At 63.7% G+C, this 20396-nt stretch carries 18 protein-coding genes; 7 read left to right on the top strand and 11 right to left on the bottom strand.

Annotation, left to right across the window (positions count from 1 at the left end; genetic code table 11):
* Positions 1-3: 3 nt before the first annotated feature.
* From RYH74_RS09475 to RYH74_RS09460, 4 genes are read left to right on the top strand one after another with little or no spacing between them, the layout of a single operon-like run.
* A complete protein-coding gene (locus RYH74_RS09475) occupies positions 4-1461 on the top strand; it encodes an MBOAT family O-acyltransferase (protein ID WP_013974157.1) in 1458 nt (485 codons plus the stop codon).
* Between the two features lie 10 nt (positions 1462-1471).
* Positions 1472-2629, top strand: coding sequence for an alginate O-acetyltransferase (locus RYH74_RS09470; RefSeq protein ID WP_025340586.1), 1158 nt, complete (start codon positions 1472-1474; stop codon positions 2627-2629).
* A 16-nt stretch (positions 2630-2645) separates the two neighbouring features.
* Positions 2646-3293, top strand: coding sequence for an alginate O-acetyltransferase AlgF (locus RYH74_RS09465; RefSeq protein ID WP_075046290.1), 648 nt, complete (start codon positions 2646-2648; stop codon positions 3291-3293).
* A 35-nt stretch (positions 3294-3328) separates the two neighbouring features.
* Positions 3329-4783, top strand: coding sequence for a mannose-1-phosphate guanylyltransferase/mannose-6-phosphate isomerase (locus tag RYH74_RS09460; RefSeq protein ID WP_025340588.1), 1455 nt, complete (start codon positions 3329-3331; stop codon positions 4781-4783).
* Between the two features lie 81 nt (positions 4784-4864).
* Here RYH74_RS09460 and RYH74_RS09455 read toward each other — a convergent pair whose 3' ends face one another.
* Positions 4865-6022 (bottom strand): hypothetical protein, encoded by a 1158-nt coding sequence (locus tag RYH74_RS09455; protein WP_157896973.1) that lies wholly within the window; start codon positions 6020-6022, stop codon positions 4865-4867.
* A gap of 227 nt (positions 6023-6249) precedes the next feature.
* On the opposite strand from RYH74_RS09455, the gene RYH74_RS09450 reads away from it, so the two are divergent.
* A complete protein-coding gene (locus RYH74_RS09450; RefSeq protein ID WP_015271749.1) occupies positions 6250-6714 on the top strand; it encodes a hypothetical protein in 465 nt (154 codons plus the stop codon).
* A 151-nt stretch (positions 6715-6865) separates the two neighbouring features.
* Positions 6866-7678 (top strand): SDR family oxidoreductase, encoded by an 813-nt coding sequence (locus RYH74_RS09445; protein WP_286918969.1) that lies wholly within the window; start codon positions 6866-6868, stop codon positions 7676-7678.
* A gap of 130 nt (positions 7679-7808) precedes the next feature.
* Here the strand turns inward: RYH74_RS09445 and RYH74_RS09440 are convergent, their stop codons facing one another.
* The 5 genes from RYH74_RS09440 to RYH74_RS09420 all read right to left on the bottom strand — a co-directional run bounded on the left by RYH74_RS09440 (position 7809) and on the right by RYH74_RS09420 (position 13950).
* Positions 7809-8603, bottom strand: a complete 795-nt coding sequence (locus RYH74_RS09440) for an SDR family NAD(P)-dependent oxidoreductase (protein WP_075046294.1) — start codon at positions 8601-8603, stop codon at positions 7809-7811.
* 123 nt (positions 8604-8726) lie between these two features.
* Positions 8727-10178 carry an efflux transporter outer membrane subunit gene (locus RYH74_RS09435; RefSeq protein WP_075046295.1) on the bottom strand — a complete coding sequence of 484 codons (1452 nt, stop codon included), beginning with the start codon at positions 10176-10178 and terminating at the stop codon, positions 8727-8729.
* Positions 10175-11236: an HlyD family secretion protein gene (locus tag RYH74_RS09430; protein WP_075046296.1), complete on the bottom strand. Its 1062-nt coding sequence runs from the start codon at positions 11234-11236 to the stop codon at positions 10175-10177. The genes RYH74_RS09435 and RYH74_RS09430 overlap by 4 nt, the downstream gene beginning before the upstream one ends.
* 27 nt (positions 11237-11263) lie before the next feature.
* The gene (locus tag RYH74_RS09425; protein ID WP_025340593.1) at positions 11264-12805 is read right to left on the bottom strand and encodes an MFS transporter; all 1542 of its coding nucleotides are present in this window, start codon (positions 12803-12805) and stop codon (positions 11264-11266) included.
* Between the two features lie 236 nt (positions 12806-13041).
* A complete protein-coding gene (locus RYH74_RS09420; RefSeq protein WP_015271755.1) occupies positions 13042-13950 on the bottom strand; it encodes a LysR family transcriptional regulator in 909 nt (302 codons plus the stop codon).
* Between the two features lie 271 nt (positions 13951-14221).
* Here RYH74_RS09420 and RYH74_RS09415 point away from each other — a divergent pair, with 271 nt between their 5' ends.
* Positions 14222-14671, top strand: a complete 450-nt coding sequence (locus RYH74_RS09415) for a universal stress protein (RefSeq protein ID WP_075046298.1) — start codon at positions 14222-14224, stop codon at positions 14669-14671.
* Here the strand turns inward: RYH74_RS09415 and RYH74_RS09410 are convergent.
* From RYH74_RS09410 to RYH74_RS09390, 5 genes are all read right to left on the bottom strand, one after another.
* Entirely contained in the window at positions 14668-15150 is a 483-nt protein-coding gene (locus tag RYH74_RS09410) for a hypothetical protein (protein ID WP_237140956.1), read from the bottom strand. The genes RYH74_RS09415 and RYH74_RS09410 overlap by 4 nt on opposite strands.
* A 446-nt stretch (positions 15151-15596) precedes the next feature.
* Positions 15597-16457 carry an HlyD family secretion protein gene (locus RYH74_RS09405; RefSeq protein WP_025340596.1) on the bottom strand — a complete coding sequence of 287 codons (861 nt, stop codon included), beginning with the start codon at positions 16455-16457 and terminating at the stop codon, positions 15597-15599.
* Positions 16458-16467: 10 nt separating this feature from the next.
* Positions 16468-16668 carry a DUF1656 domain-containing protein gene (locus tag RYH74_RS09400; RefSeq protein ID WP_008097766.1) on the bottom strand — a complete coding sequence of 67 codons (201 nt, stop codon included), beginning with the start codon at positions 16666-16668 and terminating at the stop codon, positions 16468-16470.
* 4 nt (positions 16669-16672) lie between these two features.
* On the bottom strand, positions 16673-18850 hold the full coding sequence (locus RYH74_RS09395) for an FUSC family protein (RefSeq protein WP_025340597.1): 2178 nt from the start codon (positions 18848-18850) through the stop codon (positions 16673-16675).
* Complete coding sequence (locus tag RYH74_RS09390; RefSeq protein ID WP_317409313.1) at positions 18847-20376, bottom strand: efflux transporter outer membrane subunit; 1530 nt, start codon at positions 20374-20376, stop codon at positions 18847-18849. Before RYH74_RS09390 ends, RYH74_RS09395 begins: the two co-directional genes overlap by 4 nt.
* Positions 20377-20396: the final 20 nt, after the last annotated feature.

Here is a 20396-nt window from a genome sequence, read left to right as displayed (position 1 = left end):
GGGATGGTCTTCTCGTCCAACGTGTTCCTGTTCCTGTTCTTGCCGATCTTCCTCGGCCTGTACTACTTGAGCGGGCAACGTTATCGCAACCTGCTGCTGCTGGTCGCCAGCTACATCTTCTACGCCTGGTGGCGGGTGGACTTCCTGGCCCTGTTCGCCGGGGTCACCCTGTGGAACTACTGGATCGGCCTGAAAGTCGGCGCCGCCGGTGTGCGCACCAAGCCCGCGCAGCGCTGGCTGCTGCTCGGCGTCGGTGTCGACCTGGCGATCCTCGGCTACTTCAAGTACGCCAACTTCGGCGTCGACAGCCTCAACGCGATCATCTCCTCGTTCGGCCTGGAGCCGTTCATCCTCACCCACGTGCTGCTGCCGATCGGTATCTCGTTCTACATCTTCGAGTCGATCAGCTACATCATCGACGTGTACCGCGGCGACACCCCGGCCACCCGCAACCTGATCGACTTCGCGGCGTTCGTGGCGATCTTCCCGCACCTGATCGCCGGCCCCGTGCTGCGCTTCAAGGACCTGGTCGACCAGTTCAACAACCGCACCCACACCCTGGACAAGTTCTCCGAAGGCTGCACCCGCTTCATGCAGGGCTTCATCAAGAAAGTGTTCATCGCCGATACCCTGGCGGTAGTGGCCGACCACTGCTTCGCCCTGCAGAACCCGACCACCGGCGATGCCTGGCTCGGCGCCCTGGCCTACACCGCGCAGCTGTACTTCGACTTCAGCGGCTACAGCGACATGGCCATCGGCCTTGGCTTGATGATGGGCTTCCGCTTCATGGAGAACTTCAAGCAGCCGTACATCAGCCAGTCGATCACCGAGTTCTGGCGGCGCTGGCACATCAGCCTGTCGACCTGGCTGCGCGACTACCTGTACATCACCCTGGGCGGTAACCGCAAAGGCACCTTCAACACCTACCGCAACCTGTTCCTGACCATGCTGCTGGGTGGCCTGTGGCACGGCGCCAACTTCACCTACATCATCTGGGGCGCCTGGCACGGCATGTGGCTGGCCATCGAGCGCGCGCTGGGCATCGACACCAACCCGCAGCGTTTCAACCCGGTGAAGTGGGCATTCACCTTCCTGCTGGTGGTGGTCGGCTGGGTGATCTTCCGTGCCGAGAACCTGGAGGTGGCCGGTCGCATGTACGGCGCCATGTTCAGCTTCGGCGACTGGCAGCTGTCGGAACTCAACCGTGCCCAGCTCACCGGCCTGCAGGTAGCCACCCTGGTGGTCGCCTACATCACCCTGGCGTTCTTCGGCCTGCGCGACTTCTACCGCAACGCCAGGCCAACGCCCAAGGCCACCCCGGTGGAGGTCAACAGCGACGGTTCGATCGGCCTGGACTGGACCCGGGTGATGACCCGCGCCCTGGTGCTGCTGCTGTTCGTGGCCTCGATCCTCAAGCTTTCGGCGCAGAGCTACTCGCCGTTCCTTTACTTCCAGTTCTGAGGTTGATGACATGACCCGGACATTACGCATTACCTATTCGCTGTCGTTCCTCGGCCTGCTGGTGGGCATGGGCGTCTGGTCCACCGGTGGCCTGCAAAGCTTCCAGCGTACCGAGCAGATGACCCTGCTCAACGGCAAGCTGGCCAAGGCCGCCGAGACCCACTACGACGAGCAGTTCCCGATCAAGCGCCTGGGTACCAACCTATGGGCGGCGATGGACTTCAAGCTGTTCAACGAAGGCCGCCCCGGCGTGGTGCTGGGCCGCGACCAGTGGCTGTTCAGTGACGAAGAGTTCAAGCCCACCGCCGGTGCCGAGCAGCTGATGCAGGAAAACCTGGCGCTGATCCGTGGCGTGCGCGACACCCTGCAGCAGCACGGCAGCCAGCTGGTGCTGGCGATCGTGCCGGCCAAGGCGCGGGTGTACGCCGAGTACCTGGGCAAGGAACTGCCGACCAGCCTGCATGACGACCTGTACAACCAGTTCCATGCCCAGGCACGCCAGGCCAACGTGTTCGCCCCGGACCTGATGGCACCCATGGAGCAGGCCAAGGCCCGCGGCCAGGTGTTCCTGCGCACCGACACCCACTGGACGCCGATGGGCGCCGAAGTGGCGGCGCAGGCACTGGCCGAAGCGGTCAACCGCCAGAGCCTGCTCAACGGCGACCCGCAGGCGTTCATCACCGAAGCCGGCAGCACCGCGCCATACAAGGGCGACCTGACCAACTTCCTGCCACTGGACCCGCTGTTCAGCAACCTGCTGCCAGCCCCGGACAACCTGCAGCAACGCACCACTCGCCCGGTCGAGGCCGAAGGTGAAGCCGGTGACGCACTGTTCGCCGACACGCAGATCCCGGTTGCGCTGGTGGGTACCAGCTACAGCGCCAATCCGCACTGGAACTTCCTCGGTGCGCTGCAGCAGGCCCTGCGCAGCGACGTGGCCAACTACGCCGAAGACGGCCATGGCCCACTACTGCCGATGCTCAAGTACCTGCAAAGCGATGCCTTCAAGAACGCCGCACCCCAGGTGGTGGTGTGGGAATTCCCAGAACGTTATCTGCCAATGAAGAACGACCTCAGCAGCTTCGATCCACAGTGGATCGCCCAGCTGAAGAACACCCGTAAATCCGAAGAAAACCTGGCTTTGTCGTCCACCCGGACTAACCACTAATCAGAGGAACATACATATGACTACCAAGACTTCCATTGCCAAAGCCCTCACCCTCGCAGCCGGCCTGTCCCTGGCCTCCATGCAGGCCTTCGCCGGTGCCGACGCCGCGCTGTATGGCCCGAGCGCACCGAAAGGCTCGACCTTCGTGCGCCTGTACAACGCCTCCGGCGCACCGGCTGCAGCCTCGGTCGGCAACACCCAGATCAAGCAGGTTGGCGCCCAGGCCAGCAGCGACTTCAGCTTCCTGCCAGGGGGTGACTACACCGCCCAGGTCGGCGGCAAGAGCGTGCCGGTCAAGCTGGCTGCGGACAAGTACTACACCCTGGTCAACAGCGCCAGCGGCAACCCGCAGCTGATCGAAGAGCCGCCGTTCAAGAACAAGCAGAAAGCCCTGGTTCGCGTGCAGAACCTGAGTGACCAGCAACTGACCCTGAAGACCGCCGACGGCAAGACCGAAGTGGTCAAGCCGGTGGCCGCCAACGGCCGTGGCGAACGCGAAATCAACCCGGTCAAGGTCAATCTGGCGCTGTACCAAGGAGACAAGAAAGTGGGTGACGTCAAACCCGTCGCCCTGGAGCGCGGCGAAGCCGCAGTGCTGTACGTAACGGGTTCCGGCAACGCCTTGTCGCCGGTGTGGGTAACTCGCCCCGTGGCTAGCAACTGATTCCCCTGCCTCTCAACGACTATTGGAGAAACATGATGATCCCGGTAATTCTTTCTGGTGGTAGCGGTTCCCGTCTGTGGCCTCTGTCGCGCAAGCAGTTCCCCAAGCAGTTCCTGGCCCTGACCAGTGAACACACCCTGTTCCAGCAAACCCTCGAGCGCCTGGTGTTCGAAGGCATGGACACACCGATCGTGGTCTGCAACAAGGACCACAAGTTCATCGTCCAGGAGCAACTGGCCGCGCTGAAGCTGGAAACCCAAGGCATCCTGATGGAACCGTTCGGCCGCAACACCGCGCCGGCCGTGGCCATGGCTGCCATGAAACTGGTCAACGAAGGCCGCGACGAGCTGATGCTGGTGCTGCCCGCCGACCACGTGATCGAGGACCAGAAGGCCCTGCAACGCGCCCTGGCCCTGGCCACCGTGGCCGCCGAGCGTGGCGAGATGGTGCTGTTCGGCGTGCCGGCGACCAAGCCGGAAACCGGTTACGGCTACATCCGTTCCAGCCAGGACGCCCTGCTGCCTGAAGGCGTGGCGCGCGTGGCGCAGTTCGTCGAGAAGCCCGACGAAAAACGCGCCGCCGAGTTCGTCCAGGCCGGCGGTTACTTCTGGAACAGCGGCATGTTCCTGTTCCGTGCCAGCCGCTTCCTCGAAGAGCTGAAGAAGCACGACGGCGACATCTACGACACCTGCGTGCTGGCCCTGGAGCGCAGCCAGGAAGACGGTGATGTGCTGAGCATCGACGAAGCCACCTTTGCCTGCTGCCCGGACAACTCCATCGACTACGCGGTGATGGAAAAGACCCAGCGCGCCTGCGTGGTGCCGATGTCGGCCGGCTGGAGCGACGTGGGCTGCTGGTCGTCGCTGTGGGAAGTGCACGAGAAGGACGACAACGGCAACGTCACCAAGGGCGACGTGGTGGTGCAGGACAGCCACAACTGCATGATCCACGGCAACGGCAAGCTGGTGTCGGTGATCGGCCTGGAGAACATCGTGGTGGTCGAGACCAAGGACGCCATGATGATTGCCCACAAGGACAAGGTCCAGGGCGTCAAGCAGATGGTCAAGACCCTCGACGAGCAGGGCCGCAGCGAAACCCAGAACCACCTGGAAGTGTATCGCCCGTGGGGCTCGTACGACTCGGTGGACATGGGCGGCCGCTTCCAGGTCAAGCACATCACCGTCAAGCCGGGCGCCAGCCTGTCGCTGCAGATGCACCACCACCGTGCCGAGCACTGGATCGTGGTGTCCGGCACCGCCGAGGTAACCTGTGACGAGAACGTGTTCCTGCTGACCGAGAACCAGTCCACCTACATCCCGATCGCCTCGGTGCACCGCCTGCGCAACCCAGGCAAGATCCCGCTGGAGATCATCGAAGTACAGTCCGGCAGCTACCTGGGCGAGGATGACATCGAGCGCTTCGAGGATGTATACGGGCGTACCTCTACACCCATCGAGCGTGGTGTCTCGGTGAAGACCATCGCGCAGTAAAAGTGGCATCCCAGCCATTGCACCAGGCAATGGCTGGGAACCACCCAGGCCAGGGCTGCCCGAGCCCTGCTCAGCTGTGATCTATTCGATCCGGTGACGCAAGAGATAACGGCCACCCAATACTTCCACAATCTTGGAGCCTTCATATTCCCTTATGGTCAACGATACGGGATCCATGTATTTCACGGGCATGTTCAACCAACCGCCCTGGCCGAAAGACAGGTCTCGTTTACCAGCGGCATCGTATCGAATGATCCCACCCGTCGCTTCAACACCCCATATACCGATGAGAATGCCGTCGCCGTCTTGGACCAGGTGAAAAACCTTGGCCGCTCCAACTTCCAAAAATACTGGCTTACCATCGTTATAACTTTCATCTATTCTGCCATCCCGATGCAGACGATAGATGAACTTTGGAAACAGCTCATGTCCTCCACTGCCAGCCACATACAGATAATCGTCGACCTGTAACATCGGCTCCATTACCAGATTGGTGAGCTCATGATCTGGGAGCTTCATGAAATGGACTTCACCATCGCCACCGAAATCGCGCAACAATTTACCTTCGCTATCGATGGCTCCCACCCATCCACGGCCATAGCCTCCAAGGTTGAAAACACCACTCATCAAGAAACCTTCATGCTTACCGGCACTCATGTAAGGCATGATATTCATTGTCTGATATTCGTAACTTGACTTGGGAAAACTTCTCAGCACCCCATTCTCGTTGAACGCTGGGTCCAATTCACCTGTCAACTCAAATTGAGCCATCCCACGAGATACAAGTTGTCGATGCTTACCGTCCGGTAACTGCGGGGATTGATTGACACTCGAGCCGACAATTTCGGTCTGGACCGCCTGAGGTATCGGCACAATTTTTACACCGTTATCCCCGAAGCCCGGATCCAACGCCCCGGTATCGGCGTCAAGTTTGCAGAGCAGAAAATTACTATAATTACCAGCTTCACCCGCCAGGCAGGACAGCATGACCACATTTTCTTGCAGACTGAAAGAAAATTTAGTACCAAAACGATCAGGGTTTGGGAATTTCACTATCCCTTGCTCGCCGAAGGATATATCCAGACTTCCTCGATCATCATACCGCAGCACACTAACTTCCCACTGCGATGATGCCGCCACATAATATTTTCCATCTGACAACCTTGCCGCCCCGTACCCAACAGCTCCCTCAGGAATAGCGAATTCAATCTCAGTCCAGTTTTCGCGAATATTTTCCATTTCTTCCACTCCGATTATAGATACATACAGATTGAAACTAATCAATAATCGAGAAGTTGTAACCTATCAAAAATACCAGGTAACACCTGAATCGATATCCCTACCCAGGGTCATAACCCATCAAACTCTCCTGCTGGCTGATTGATCTAGACGAATCAGGTTTTTGAAGCTTTGTTATTTTGGGCTACGATGGTCTGACCCCGCGCAACCAAGGTCTGCCCGCTTTCATGATCATCGGTGCCTTCCTCATCCTCACCTGGCTGGTGCTGCTGTTGCGCTACCCGGCCAAGGCCCTGCCGATCTCGCTGGCTGCCGTTTGTGGCCTGGGCCTGGTGGCCCTGTTCGTCGTCTGGCAGGACACCCGCGAAACCTCGCAACTGGCCCGCCTGGACCTGCGCCTGACCTACGCCCCCGAACACTGCCCCGCCGACCGCGCCCTGCAGGTGCGCATGAAGAACGGCAACGATGTGCCGCTGACCGAGCTGCGCTGGCGAGTGGCTGCTTACGCGCCGGGCGATACCGTGAACCTGGCGGAGAACACCTACAACGCCCCGCGCTACCGTGGGCCGGGTGAGCTGCAGCCAGGGGCCGAGTGGAAAGACTGCCTGCCACTGCCGCCACTGCGCTCCGGGTACAGGCCGCAGACCCTGGAGTTTCGGGCAGAGCATCTGCAAGGTACGTTTGCCAACTAATGTATCGCCTGTGCCGGCCTCTTCGCGGGTAAACCCGCTCCCACAGGGACTACACAGGTCTCAAATTCTGTGGGGTACCTGTGGGAGCGGGTTTACCCGCGAAGAGGCCAGCACAGGAAAAACCAATCCTCCCTGACAACAGGCCCCAACCATGCCCACCGTCCTGATCACCGGTTGTTCCAGCGGCATCGGCCGCGCCCTGGCCGACGCCTTCCGCGATGCCGGCCACCACGTCTGGGCTACCGCCCGCAAACCTGAGGATGTCGAGCAACTGAACGCCGCCGGCTTCACCGCCCGGCAACTTGATGTGAACGACAGCGAGGCACTGGGCCGCCTGGCCGAGGAACTGGAAAACCTCGATATCCTGATCAACAACGCCGGCTACGGCGCCATGGGCCCGCTGCTCGATGGCGGTGTGGATGCCCTGCGCCAACAGTTCGAAACCAATGTCTTCGCCGTGGTCGGCGTTACCCGCGCATTGTTCCCACAGCTACGCCGCTCACGGGGCCTGGTGGTGAACATCGGCAGCGTATCAGGCGTGCTGGTCACGCCGTTCGCCGGCGCTTACTGCGCCTCGAAAGCAGCCGTGCATGCCCTGAGCGATGCCTTGCGCCTGGAACTGGCGCCGTTTGGTGTGCAGGTAATGGAAGTGCAGCCAGGAGCGATTGCCTCGCAGTTCGCCAGCAATGCCCAGCGCCAGGCCGAGCAGGTGCTGGCGACGGATTCGGCGTGGTGGCCGTTGCGCGAGCATGTGCAGGCACGGGCGCGGGCTTCGCAGGACAAGCCGACCTCGGCGGCGGTGTTTGCCCAGGGCGTGTTGGCTGCGGTCGGGAAGTCGCCGGTGCCAGCGGTGGTGCGGTTGGGGAACGGCAGTACGGCGTTGCCGTTGATGGCCCGGTTACTGCCGCGGCGGGTGCTGGATTGGGCGTTGCGCAAGCGGTTTGGCCTGCTGCGCCCGCTCTGATTGTTTGGTTGCCTGTGCTGGCCTCTTCGCGGGTGAACCCGCTCCCACAGGTACCCCACAGAATTTGAGTCCTGTGCCATCCCTGTGGGAGCGGGTTTACCCGCGAAGAGGCCGGCACAGGCAATACAGATCAGGCAATGGAACGCAGCACCCCGCCATCCACCCGCAAGGCAGCCCCGGTAGTGGCACTGGCCTGCATCGATGCCAGGTACACCACCATGTTCGCCACCTCCTCCACCGTCGCCAGCCGCTTGATCAGCGAGGTCGGCCGGTGCTCAGCCAGGAAGTTGGCTTCCAGCTCTTCAGTCGATACCCCCTGCTCCTCGGCCAGCTTGGCAAAGAAGTCGCCCACACCTTCCGAACGCGTAGGCCCAGGCAACACCGAATTCACCGTCACCCCGGTGCCGGCCAGGGTCTCGGCCAGCCCGCGCGACACCGCCAGCAACGCAGTCTTGGTCATGCCGTAATGAATCATCTCGGTCGGGATCTGCAGCGCCGACTCACTGGACAGGAACACCACCCGCCCCCATTTGCGCTCGGCCATGCCTTGGGCATAGTGGCGCGACAGGCGAACGGCGCTGAGCACATTGACGTCGAAGAAACGCTGCCAGTCATCATCCTCGATCTCGAAGAACGGCTTGGGCTCGAAGATGCCCAGGTTGTTGACCAGGATGTCGGTGTGCGGCACCTGGTTGAACAACTTCTGCGCACCGGCCTGGGTGCCCAGGTCGGCAGCGATGCCGATGATGCGCGCCTGCGGCAGGCGTTCGCGCACAACTTTGAGGGCTTCATCGACCCGGGCCTGGGTGCGACCGTTGAGGACCACTTCGGCCCCCGCCTCGGCCAGGCCGATGGCGATGGCCAGGCCGATGCCCGCGGTGGAGCCGCTGACGATGGCGCGCTTGCCGTTCAGGGAAATGTGCATCTGTGCCTCCTCATCTGTCTGGAAAATCGCTGGGGCTGCTCCGCAGCCCTTCGCGGGCACGCCCGCTCCTACAGGTTTAACTGTGGGAGCGGGCATGCCCGCGAAGGGCCGCTGGGCGGCCCCCTATGCCTTCTTCACAGGCTGCTCATCAAACGCCTGCCAGCCACCACCCAGGGCCTTATACAGCCCCACCAACGCCTGCGACACCGCCGCCGAACTGTCGATCCACTGCTCCTCGCTGGCTAGCAAGGCCCCCTGCACCGTCAGCACATTGAGAAAGTCCACCGCCCCTTCCACATACTGGCGCTGGGCAGTTTCCAGGGCGATGCGGTTCTGCCGCACCGCCTCGGCCAGGTGGTCGCGGCGTAGCTGGCTGGCGTTGTACAGGCGTAGCACATCGTCGATTTCATGCCAGGCACCCAGCACCACCTTGCGGTAGTTCAGCGCCGCTTCCTGCTGCTGCGCCTCGCGCAGTTCCAGGGTGCCCTTGAGCCGGCCACCCTCGAAGATCGGCAGCGACAGCTGTGGCCCGAAGGCGAACCGGCGTGAATCCCAGGCGCCGAAATCGGACAGCTGCATGGCCTGGAACCCGACACTGCCCGACAGCCGGATGCTGGGGTAGAAGTCGGCCTTGGCCTCGCCAATGCTGGCAGTGGCGGCATGCAGGCGGGCCTCGGCCTGGCGAATGTCCGGGCGGCGCTCGGCCAGTTCGGACGGCAGGCCAATGGCGAACTTCTGCTGCGGCGCAGGCAGTTCGCCGCCCTGCAGCAACTCGGCCTGCAGGCTGCGCGGTGGTTCGGCGGCAAGCAGGCTGAGGGCGTTGATCAAGTCGTCGCGCCGCGCTTCCAGGCTTGGCAGGCGCGACTCGATCGAGGCGACCTGGGCACTGGCCTGGGCCACATCCAGGCGCGTGGCGACACCTTCGGCCTGGCGGTTTTCGGACAACTTCAGGCTGTGCTGGGCGACCTTGAGGTTGTCGCGGGTCACGTCGATGGTGTGCTGCACGGCGCGCAGCTGGATGTAGTTGCCGGCGGTTTCCGAGAGCAATGCCAGCAGCACGCCGCGGCGGTCGTTCTCGGCCACTTCGACCGTGGCATCGGCAGCCTCGACCTGGCGCCGCACACGGCCCCACAGGTCCAGCTCCCAACCGGCCACCAGGTCGCCCTGCCAGAGGTTGAAGGCTTCCTTGCCCGCCTTGCCGGACGGGTCACTCAGGCCTTCGGCACTGTTGCGCGAGCGGCTGTAGCCAGCGTTCACATCCACCGACGGTACTTGGTCGGCAGCCACGGTGCTGCGCAGGGCGCGGCTTTGCAGCAGGCGGGCACTGGCCATCTGCAAGTCGAGGTTGCGCTCGGCAACGCGCTGGATCAAGGCACTCAGGCGGGCATCGTGGAAGCTCTCCCACCAGCGCAGTTCCAGCGGTTCGGCCTGCGGCTGGCTGGCCGCCGCTTCACCTTGCAGCGGCGCCCACTGTTGCGGTGCCTGGCTGTCAGGGCGCTGGAAGTCCGGCCCCAGGGTGCAGCCAGCCATCAATACGGCCAGCAGCAACGGGCTCAAGCGTAATGCCGGTTTCATCGTGCGCTTACCTCTTTGCCGTCCAGCTTGTCGCCACGGGTGTCGATGGTCGCTTCCACCGACATGCCCACGCGCAGGCGGGCAAGCAGCGGCTGGCCGTCATCGAAAACGATCTTCACCGGGATGCGCTGCACCACCTTGGTGAAGTTGCCGGTAGCGTTGTCCGGCTTGACCGCGGCGAAGGTCACGCCGGTGGCCGGGGCGATGCTTTCCACATGGCCTTGCAGCTTCTCACCGGCAAAGGTGTCGACGCTGATGCTCACGGCCTGGCCAGGCTGTACGTGGGTCAGCTGGGTTTCCTGGAAGTTGCCGACCACGTAGGCCTGCTGCAACGGCACCACCGACAGCAGGCGGGCGCCCGGGTTGACGTAGGCACCGACACGCAAGGCGCGCTCGCCGACCATGCCGTCCACCGGCGCGGTGATGCGGGTGTAGGACAGATCGAGCTGGGCCTTTTCCAGCCCTGCCTCGGCCCGCTTCAGTTGGCCGTCGGCACTGGCTACCTGAGCGGTAAGGATATCCACCTGCTTGCGCGCCGCTACCAGCGCCGCCTGGGCATTGGCCAGGCGTGCGCGGGCCTGGTCGACACCGCTGCGCGCCTGCTGGGCGTTCTGCACGGTGCCGGCGCCCTGCTCGGCCAGGCGGCTGTAGCGGTTGACCTCATGGTCGGCGAACGCAGCTTCGGCCTGGGCCGCTTTCACTGCGGCCTCAGCCTGGGCAATCAGCGACGCCTGGCGCTCGAGGGTGGCACGGGCATCGGCGCTTTGCGCCTGGGCCACCAGCAACTGCGCCTGCGCGGCATCCAGCGCGGCCTGGTAGTCACGGGCATCGATGGTCGCCAGCAACTGGCCGGCCTTGACCTGCTGGTTGTCCTCCACCAGCACCTCCTTGATGAAGCCGGCGATCTTGGGCGCGACCACGGTGTAGTCGGCGATCACATAGGCGTCATTGGTGCTCTGCCGGTGGTCACTGCCGAACATCCAGGGGCCAGCGATGCCGGCCAGGACGGCCACGGCAAGCACCGAGCCGATGAACAGGGTTTTGCGGTTGTTGGTCATTTCAGTGTTCTCGAATTCATCCAGGGTTCAGGCCACCGCGCGCGGCGGATAGACCCGGGTAGGCACGAAAGGAATCAGGCAGATCAGGGCCACGGCAATGCAGGCCATGACCAGGTAGAGGTCGGCCGAGGTCAGCACCAGCGCCTGGTCGTGGATGCGCCTGGCCAGGCCGGCTGCGTTACCGTCGACCAGCGGGGCGTTGCCCAGGCTGTCCACCAGGTGGTTGGAATGGAAGTGCCGGCGCAGGGTGCCAAGGGCGTCCAGCAGGCCACCGGCGATCACCGCGGCCAGGCCCTTGACGGTGTTGAACCAGCTGGAGGCGAACGGGCCTTCCTGCGGGGTCATGCCGTTGGTGGACAGCATCAGCAGCGGCAGCACTGCCATTGGCTGGCCGAACACCTGCAGCAGGTAGAACGGGTAGAAGTCGCCACGGATCCACTCGCTGGTCAGCAGGCTGCTGCCGACACAGGACGCCGCCAGCATCGCCAGGCCGATGCCCAGCACCCAACGGCAGTCCACCGCGCGGATGTTGCACAGCGCCGCCGTCAGCGGCAGGGCGATCAACTGCGGCATGGCCACCAGCATCATCAGCGGGCTGGTCTGCGCCGGGCGGTATCCCTGAATCTGCGCCAGGTAGGCCGACGGAATGCTGCCAACGCCCGAGAGCACGATCAGCACACCGGCCAGGGTCACCAGGGCGAAACTCAGGTTGCGCCGTGACAGCATGCGCAACTGGAAGAACGGCAGCGGCTCGGACCATTCGTTGTACATGAACAGCACCAGCAACAGCAGGCCACCGCCGAGCAGCCAGCAGATCAGCGGCGAATCGAACCAGCCCCAGCGGTCACCCAGCGACAGGCCCAGCACGATGCAGCTGATGGCGGGCAAGCCGAGCAGCACGCCGCGCCAGTCGAACTGCTTGAAGCGCTCCAGGCGCAGCGGGTCCTGCGGCAGGCCCCAACCGACGCAGAACATGGCCAGCGCCGAGGGCAGGATGATCTGCCAGAACGCCCACTGCCAACCGACGTATTCGGTCCACAGCCCTGCCAGCGGCGTGCCGAGGTTGGGGCCGAAGGTGGCGGTGAGGGCATAGCAGGCCAGGCCATAGACCTTGATGCCCGGTGGCAGGAAGCGCAGGGCCACGCTCATCAACATCGGCGGCAAGGCGCCAGAGGCGAAGCCCTGGAGCACACGCAGCAGCATCAGGCTGTGCAGGTTGGGGGCGAACGGTTGCAGCAGGCCGAGCACGGCGAACAGGCCGATGGCGCTCATGGTGAAGCGGCGCAGCGAGAACGTGGTGGCCAGCCATGGCGCGAAGGCCATGGCCGAAACCGAGGCGGCGCTGTAGACCGCCAGCAGCCAGGCGCCTTCGTCGGCACCGATGCCCATGGCCCCACGGATATCGGCCAGGGAGATCTTGGTCACCGACTCGTTGAGGCCCGCGCACAACACGGCCAGCAGCACACCGAACAGCCCGACCACTACCTGCAGGCCGAACGCAGTCTGCGCAGGCGCGGCCGGCGCGGGGGCGGCGGCAATCGCGGCAGACGGGGCGGACAGGGAACTCATGGGCAGACATCTCCAGCAACAAATTTGCGACTGGAGCAAGTCTAAGAAGGTCGAATGCTGACGAAAACTGACTTATCGGTAGGTTTATGTTGCGTCAGGCGCAATCCACTTCAAAACCCAGTCGCCTGCTTCGCGGGTGAACCCGCTCCCACAGGGAAATCACAAACCTTGAGAGGTGTGTTGTACCTGTGGGAGCGGGTTCACCCGCGAAAAGGCCGGCCCAGGCAGAACATCACTTAAGGGTCGACACTGCAGCAAGCCTTCAGGGTCTGCCGCAGCCACCGATGTGCCGGGTCATTGTGAAACCGGGGGTGCCATGCCTGCAGCACGGTCACTCGCTCCAGTGGCACCGGGATCTCGAACGAGCGCAGCGGCAGCCCGAGCTTGTGCACGCTGTTGAGGATGTTGGCCGGCATCGGCAGGATCAGGTCGGAATCCGGCAGCGAGAACAGCGCCGAGTGAAAACTCGGGGTAATCAGCGCCACCCGCCGCTGCACCTTGAAGTTGGCAAGTTCCACATCGATCGGCCCATTGGCACGGCCACGGCGGGACACGCTGATCTGTGGATAACTGGCAAAACTGTGCGCCGTGATCGGCTGCTCGAAAATCGGGTGGTCGCGCCGCGCCAGGCCCACGTAGTAGGTCTGGAACAGGCTCTGCACCTTGATCTCCGGCCCCAGGTCCACGGTCGAGCTGATGATCAGGTCGGTACGCCCGTCGCGCAGCACGCTGTCATCATCGCCGCCGGGGCTTTCCGGCACGAAGCGCAGCACCGTGCGCGGTGCCTGCTCGTGCATGCGCCGCAGCAGCTGGGCACCGTAGAGGGCGATGAACAGGTCGTTGGTGCGGATGTTGAAGGCCCGGTCAAGCTTGGGCAGGTCGACCTCGTCGCCACTGCGGAACACCTCGCCGGCCTGCTCCACCAACGCCGCCACCTGCTCGCGCAGGGCCAGCGCCCGCGGCGTTGGCACCAGGCCGCGACCGGCGCGCACCAGGATCGGGTCACCCAACGCATCGCGGATACGCCCCAGGGTCCGGCTCATCGCCGCCGGGCTGAGGTTCATGCGCTGCGCCGCGCCGACCACGCTGCCCTCGTCGAGCAGGGCATCGAGGGCGACGAGCAGGTTCATGTCCGGGAGTTGCATGGCCGTTTTCCGTTACAGCTGTGGGGGATGGCGATGGTAGCAGGTTGCTGGATTGCACCAGACGCAATGCGCTCGTGCGTGGTGGGGCATTTATCCTGAGGGTGGATTGAGCCAAGAATGAGGGATGGCAGGTTCGGCCTCTTCGCGGGTGAACCCGCTCCCACAGTGACTGCACAGGCTCTGAATACTGTGGCGCACCTGTGGGAGCGGGTTTACCCGCGAAGAGGCCAGAACAGACAACCCTTTAGCCAGCCTGAAACAAGGATTCCGCATGCCCAGCCCCGTCCTGATCGCCATCGACGCCTCCCCTGCATCCACTGCCCTGCTCACCCTCGCCCGCCGCTACTGCCGCCCCGACGAGCACGAACTGCATGTGCTGCTGGCCATCGACTCTACCTTCGCCGTCCACGACCAACCCGCGCCTTACACCGCAGAAGAACTGGAAGAATACCCCGCCGCCTGCGAAGAGCAGCACCAGGCCGACCAGGCCGTGGCCGAGGCGGTGCGCGAGTTGCAGCAAGCCGGCTTCGCCAGCCGGGGCTGCATGGTGGCCGGGCAGCCGGTCGAGGCGATCGTGGCCAAGGCGCAGGAACTGAATTGTGAACTGATCATCATGGGCCACCGCCACCTTTCGCGGCTGGGGCGGATGCTGGACCCGTCGATCAGCGCGAAGGTGATTGATCGGGTGAAGGTACCAGTATTGGTGGGGGCTGCTGGTTAGCAGTCACAGGCGGTGCAACAAACCCAGTTTGACCATGCGTCGGGAAAACCATCATAGCGGGTAAGCCAAGGCTTCAACTCCGGGCTTACCCAACCAATAACTTCCAGGCAGAGCAGATGCCGTTGCCGAATATCGGGTTCCAACCAGAGCAAGGCATCGTGGTGAGCTGCTCGATTGCGTAGATCCCGAAGCAGGTTCAATACCTTTGAGATTTCATTTCTTTGGCGCCTTTTCTTCGGGCACCGGGGGAAGGCAAGGCGTAACTCCTTCCAGAACGCCTGCTCGTGCCTGGTGTTCAGCAGGGAGACCCAAAAACCAAAGCTAAGATCAGAAATGATTTTGTCCGGTGTTGCGGCATGGCGCTTCACCTTGATCGATGCCTTGGCCTTCTCGATTTCTGACCTGTCGACAGCGGTGAGTGACTCCGCCGCCTCCCACCAATCGGCTCGCCCGTACTTGAGCCGCAAAGCCTGATGCATGGCGTTGCGCAGGCTGACTTCCAGTACGTGCAGTCACGGGTAGATTGCTTGCCCAAGCAGCATGTTATGGGCATACGCAGTAGCGGCGGCGGTTTTACGAGGGTTGATGGCGTATCGAGCAAGGCGAGGCTTGGAAAAAGCCTGCTCAAGAAATTGGCTCCAGTCCTGGTTTGTCAAACTCGTCCTTCCTGTATTAGCATTCGCGATGCAGCCCTATGTCGCCCTCTCCCAGAAGACCTGATGGTCATGCTGGTGATGACGCTAGGTACGTATCAATGGCCCCGCATTGCGGGGCCATTCCTTTTCCGACTCGCTGCCAGAACAAGCTGCAGGCGACTCGAAAACGGCATTGTGCAGCGCGAGCTACAGGCGACTCATGACATCCGCTTCCTACCCTCGTGTAGTCCTTTTCCTGAAGACGCCAAAAAGTCCAACCTAAGCTGTGATCACCCCTCGCTCGGCTTCACCACCACCGTACAAGTCGTCCCCGCCGCCAGCAAAAACCCGTCCGGCACCTCATCGATATGAATGCGCACTGGCACCCGCTGCGCCAGCCGCACCCAGTTGAAAGTCGGGTTCACATCGGCGATCAACTCGCGGCTCTGTGGGTTGTCGCGGTCGTAGATGCCGCGGGCGATGCTCTCCACGTGGCCCTTGATGCGCTCGCCGCTCATCATCTGCAGCTCGGCCTGGTCACCCACCTTCACATGCGGCAGCTTGGTCTCCTCGAAGAACCCGTATACCCAGAACGAGTTCTCGTCGACCACCGCCATCACCGCTTCACCGGTACGCGCATAGTCACCCTTGTGGATATTCAGGTTGGTCACGTAGCCGTCCACCGTGGCCACGATATGCGTGCGCTTGAGGTTCAGTTCGGCGGCGGCCAGTTCGGCAAGGGCCTGCTGGTAGTCCGCCTGGGCGGAGTTGGCGATGTTGCTGGCGTCGTCGCGGTTTTCCTTGGAGATCACCAGGTTGTCCATGTCGGCACGGCGCTTGGCGTTGACCTTGCGCATCTCCCAGGTGGCCTTGCGCGAAGCGACCAGCGCCTTGGCCTGGTCGACCGCCAGTTGGTAGTGCTCGGGGTCGATCTGGATCAGCAGGTCGCCCTTCTTCACCCGCTGGTTGTCCTTGACCGGTACGTCCACCACATAGCCAGGCACGTCGGCAGCGACGTTGATGATGTCGGCACGCACACGGCCGTCGCGGGTCCATGGCGTGGTCATGTAGTGCAGCCACAACTGGCGACCGATCACCACGGCAGCGGCAAGCACCAACAGGGTGGCGATCAGGCTGAAGAACTTTTTCATCGAAGGATTCTCACCAGTAGAGCGACAGCGCCAAAGCGCCGAACAGGCAGACGAACAGGCTCAGGCGCAGCAGCGCCGGGTGCCAGAAGAAGCGGTAGCCATCATGGCTGGCAATGAACCGGTCCAGGCCCCAGGCCAGGCCCAGGGCGAACAGGAACATCAAGGTCATGGTGGGCATGTACACGCCATGGAAGGCGATTTCACGGGGCATGGTTTCACGGAGCATCGTGCAGTCCTTTCGCCGGTGCCAACGGCGACTGTGGGTCGAGCAGGGAAGAACGGATGAAGTGCAGGTAGCTTTGCGCGCGGCGCAGCACCGAAGTGTCGAAGTGGCGGGCGAAGGGCTCGTCGGTGGCCTGCACGCGGGCGATGGCGTGGTCCACCGCCACCAGCGCGCGTTCGTGGTTGCTGGCGCTGGGCTGCAGGAACAGCCGGGCCAGGGCACGGCCCATCACGCGGATCGCCTGGCGCCAGGGCTGCGACTCGGCGTAGGCCGGGTGCACCGGCGCACGGGCCTGTTCCTTGCGCAGCTCGATGATGGCGTGGCCGATTTCCAGCACGGTGAACATCCAGCCCATCAACTGGCTCTGTACCTGCGGCTTGCCGGCTGCCAGGCCATAGGCCTGGTGCAGCAGGTCACGGGTGCGGCTTTCGAAGGCCGTGCCGATGCCGCGCAGGCGGCCGCTGATGGCGAACAGCACCTGCTCGCGCAGTTCCTGCTCCAGGCGGCTCCACAGCCAGCGGCTGTTGGGCGGCAGGATGATCGCACCGGCAGCGGCACAGACGAACATGCCGATGACCATGCCGATGTAGTCGTTGATGAAGGTGTATGGGTCATACACGGTGAGGTTGTTCGGCACCGAACCGATGGCGAAGAACACCAGCAGGCCGATGCCGTAGCCAGCATAGGCCGGCCGTGACGAAAGGAACGCGCCCAGCACGAACACTGGTGCCAGGACCATGCACAGCAGCGGGAAACCGTCGATCCAGGGGAACACGAAGAAGGTTTCGAAGAAGCCGACGAAGGCACCAATCGCCGTGCCGCAGGCCATCTGGAACGACATGCGCTTGGGGTTCGGCGAGGCTGCCGACAGGCCCACGGTGACGGTGGCGATCAGGGTCATCATGGCGCCGCTGGGCCAGTCGCTGAACAGCCAGTAGCTGCCCAGCAGCAACAGCACCGCCGAGGCGCGCACACCGGCGGCCAACGATACCAGCCAGCTGGTCTGCGCCACGTAGGGCTCATCCCACTGCTCGCGTTCGTGCCGGTGCGCAGCCAGCGAAGCGTGGGTTTCGGCGTAGCCGTACATCTCGTCGACGAAGCGGTAGAGCAGCTCGAAGGCGGTGTGGAAGTCGAGCAGGTCGGACTCGCTCGGCTCGGTTGCCAGGTACTCGGCGCGCAGGCCGCGCACCTGTGCCTGCAAGCCTTCCTTGTAGGCGGCCAGCTCCAGGGTCAGGCGCAGCGCATCGGCGTCGGTCAGCGCCCGGCCCACGTAGGGCTGCAACAGCTCCACCAGGGTGTTCAGGCCCGGCTCGATGGCGCCGACGATCTGCAGCGGGCCGCGGGCGCGCAGGCGCTCCAGCAAACGGTGCAGGGCATTGAAGCGCGTGGTGATGGCCATGAACTCGCTGTTCATGCGCACCAGGCGACCAGAGCGCCGGCGCATGTGCGGGTCTTCGAAGGCGGTGACGTTGCGCAGGCTCTCGAGCCCCACTGCTTCAGCGACGAAGCGCACGTTGCTGCTCTCGAAGCGGTCCCGCTGGCTTTCGCCGCGCAGGGCCTCGACCACCACCCCGGCGAACACGCCAAAGCGCTGGTATAGGGCGTTGCGCATGGCGGCACTGGCCGACTGCGGCAGGATCGCGGCGCTGACGAAGGTCGACACCAGAATGCCCAGGGCGATTTCCAGCACCCGCCATACCGCCGCCATGAACGCCTGGTCAGGGTGCTCAAGCACCGGCAGGCCGATCATCGCCGCGGTGTAGCCGGCCAGCACGAAGCCATAGGCGCGGAAGGTGCGGTAGCGCATGGCACCGGCCGAGCACAGGCCTACCCACAGGGCCAGGCTGGGCAGGAACAGCTCGGTGTTCTGCGGAAATATGGCGATCAGCGCCACCATCATCGCCGAGCCGGCCAGGGTGCCGAGCACCCGGTAGAAGCTCTTGGCGAACACATGCCCGCTTTGCGGCTGCATGACGATGAACACGGTGATCATCGCCGTACGCGGTTGCGGCAACTCCAGGCGCATGGCCAGCCACAGGGTGATGAACGCAGCGGCCAGCACCTTGAAGATGTACACCCAGGTCACCCCGTCGGTGCGCGCCCAGGCAAAGAAGCCCCGGCGCCATTCCAGGCTCTGCAGCCAGCGCACGGGCAAACTGGAAGTGCTCATTCGGCGTTATCCGGCTTCTTGTCGAGAATGGCCAGGGTGGCCGGGGTTTTCGGTACGGCCTGGCGCTCCTCTTTCGGCACGTCCTGGCCAGCCTGCAAGCCACCGCCCAGGGCGGTGACCAGCTCGGCATGGGCAATCAGGCGGGCAGCCTGCACCTGCTGTTGCACCTGCTGCTGGCGGAACAGCAAGGTCTGGGCGTTGAGCACGTTCAGGTAGTCGGTAAGGCCACGCTGGAAGGCGACCATGGCGATGTCGTAGGTTTTCTGCGCGGCCGCGACCGACTCGGCGGCGAAGTGCGACTGCTCCTTCATCGACTCACGGCGGATCAGCTGGTCGGAGATGTTCTTCAGCGCACCGACCACGGTCTGGTTGTAGCGTGCCACGGCCACGTCATAGCCCGCCGAGGCCACGCCCAGCTGCGAGCGCAGGCGGCCACCGTCGAAGATAGGCAGGCTGATGGCCGGGCCGACGTTGTAGTTGAACTTGCGCCCGGTGAGGAACTCCAGCGGGCCACCGCCGGTTGCCATGAAGCCAAGGCTGCCGACCAGGTCGACGTTGGGGAAGAAGCCGGCATGGGCGACATCGATGCCCCGCGCCTGGGCGGCCACCTGCCAACGGCTGGCGACCACGTCGGGGCGCTGGCCGACCAGTTCGGCCGGCAGGTTCGACGGCAGCTTCAGCGGCGCGGCCAGGGCCAGGCTCGGGCGCTGCAACTGCGCGCCCTCCCCCGGGCCCTTGCCGGCCAGGGCGGCCAGCTGGTTGCGGGCCAGGGCAATTTCTTCATCCAGGCTGTCGAGCTGGCGGTGGGTTTCCGGCAACGGCGCTTCGGCCTGGCTGACTTCGAAGTGAGTGCCGATGCCGGCATCCAGGCGGCGCTTGGCCAGGGCCAGGATCTGCTCCTGCTGTTCCAGCTCGGCCTTGACGATATCGCGCTGGGCGAAGTGCAGGCTCAGTTGGATGTAGGCGCGCACCACGTTGTTCTGCAGCTCCAGCTGCGCCTGGCGGGCCTCGGCAACGCTCATGTGCGCCTGGTCCACGGCCTGCTCGCTGGCGTTGCGTTCGCGGCCCCACAGGTCCAGTGCATAGCTGAAGCCAATGGCGGCGTTGTTGTCCCAGGTATTGGCGCCGGACAGCGCGCCCGGGCCATAGAACTGGTCTTCAGGCCAGTTGTGGCGCTTGAGCGTGGCCTGGCCGTTGGCCTGGAGTTTTTCTGCCGACTCGACCACGCCGGCCATGGCCTTGGCTTCGCGTACCCGCGCCGCAGCCATGGCCAGGCTCGGGCTGCCGGCCACGGCCAGGGCAACCCAGCGGTCAAGCTGTGGGTCGCCATAGGCGTGCCACCACTGCTGGTCGGGCCAGTGGGCGTCGGTCGCGGCTTCGCGTATGGCCGCGTCGGTGGTCAGGGTGTTGGCTTGCAGCGTCTTGCTTTGCGGGGCAATGCCCCAGGTTCCGATACAGCCGCTCAAGGTGAGGGCAAGGGCACAGGCACTGAACGCATTGAGCGTTCTGATGATGCGACGCGGCACAGCTGCGATTTCCCGAGGAA

Source organism: Pseudomonas sp. LSJ-87, assembly GCF_032971465.1.
Taxonomy (GTDB): Bacteria; Pseudomonadota; Gammaproteobacteria; order Pseudomonadales; family Pseudomonadaceae; genus Aquipseudomonas; species Aquipseudomonas putida_Z.
The sequence above is the reverse complement of the archived record's forward strand: the minus strand, read 5'-3'. Positions and strand labels throughout refer to the sequence as shown.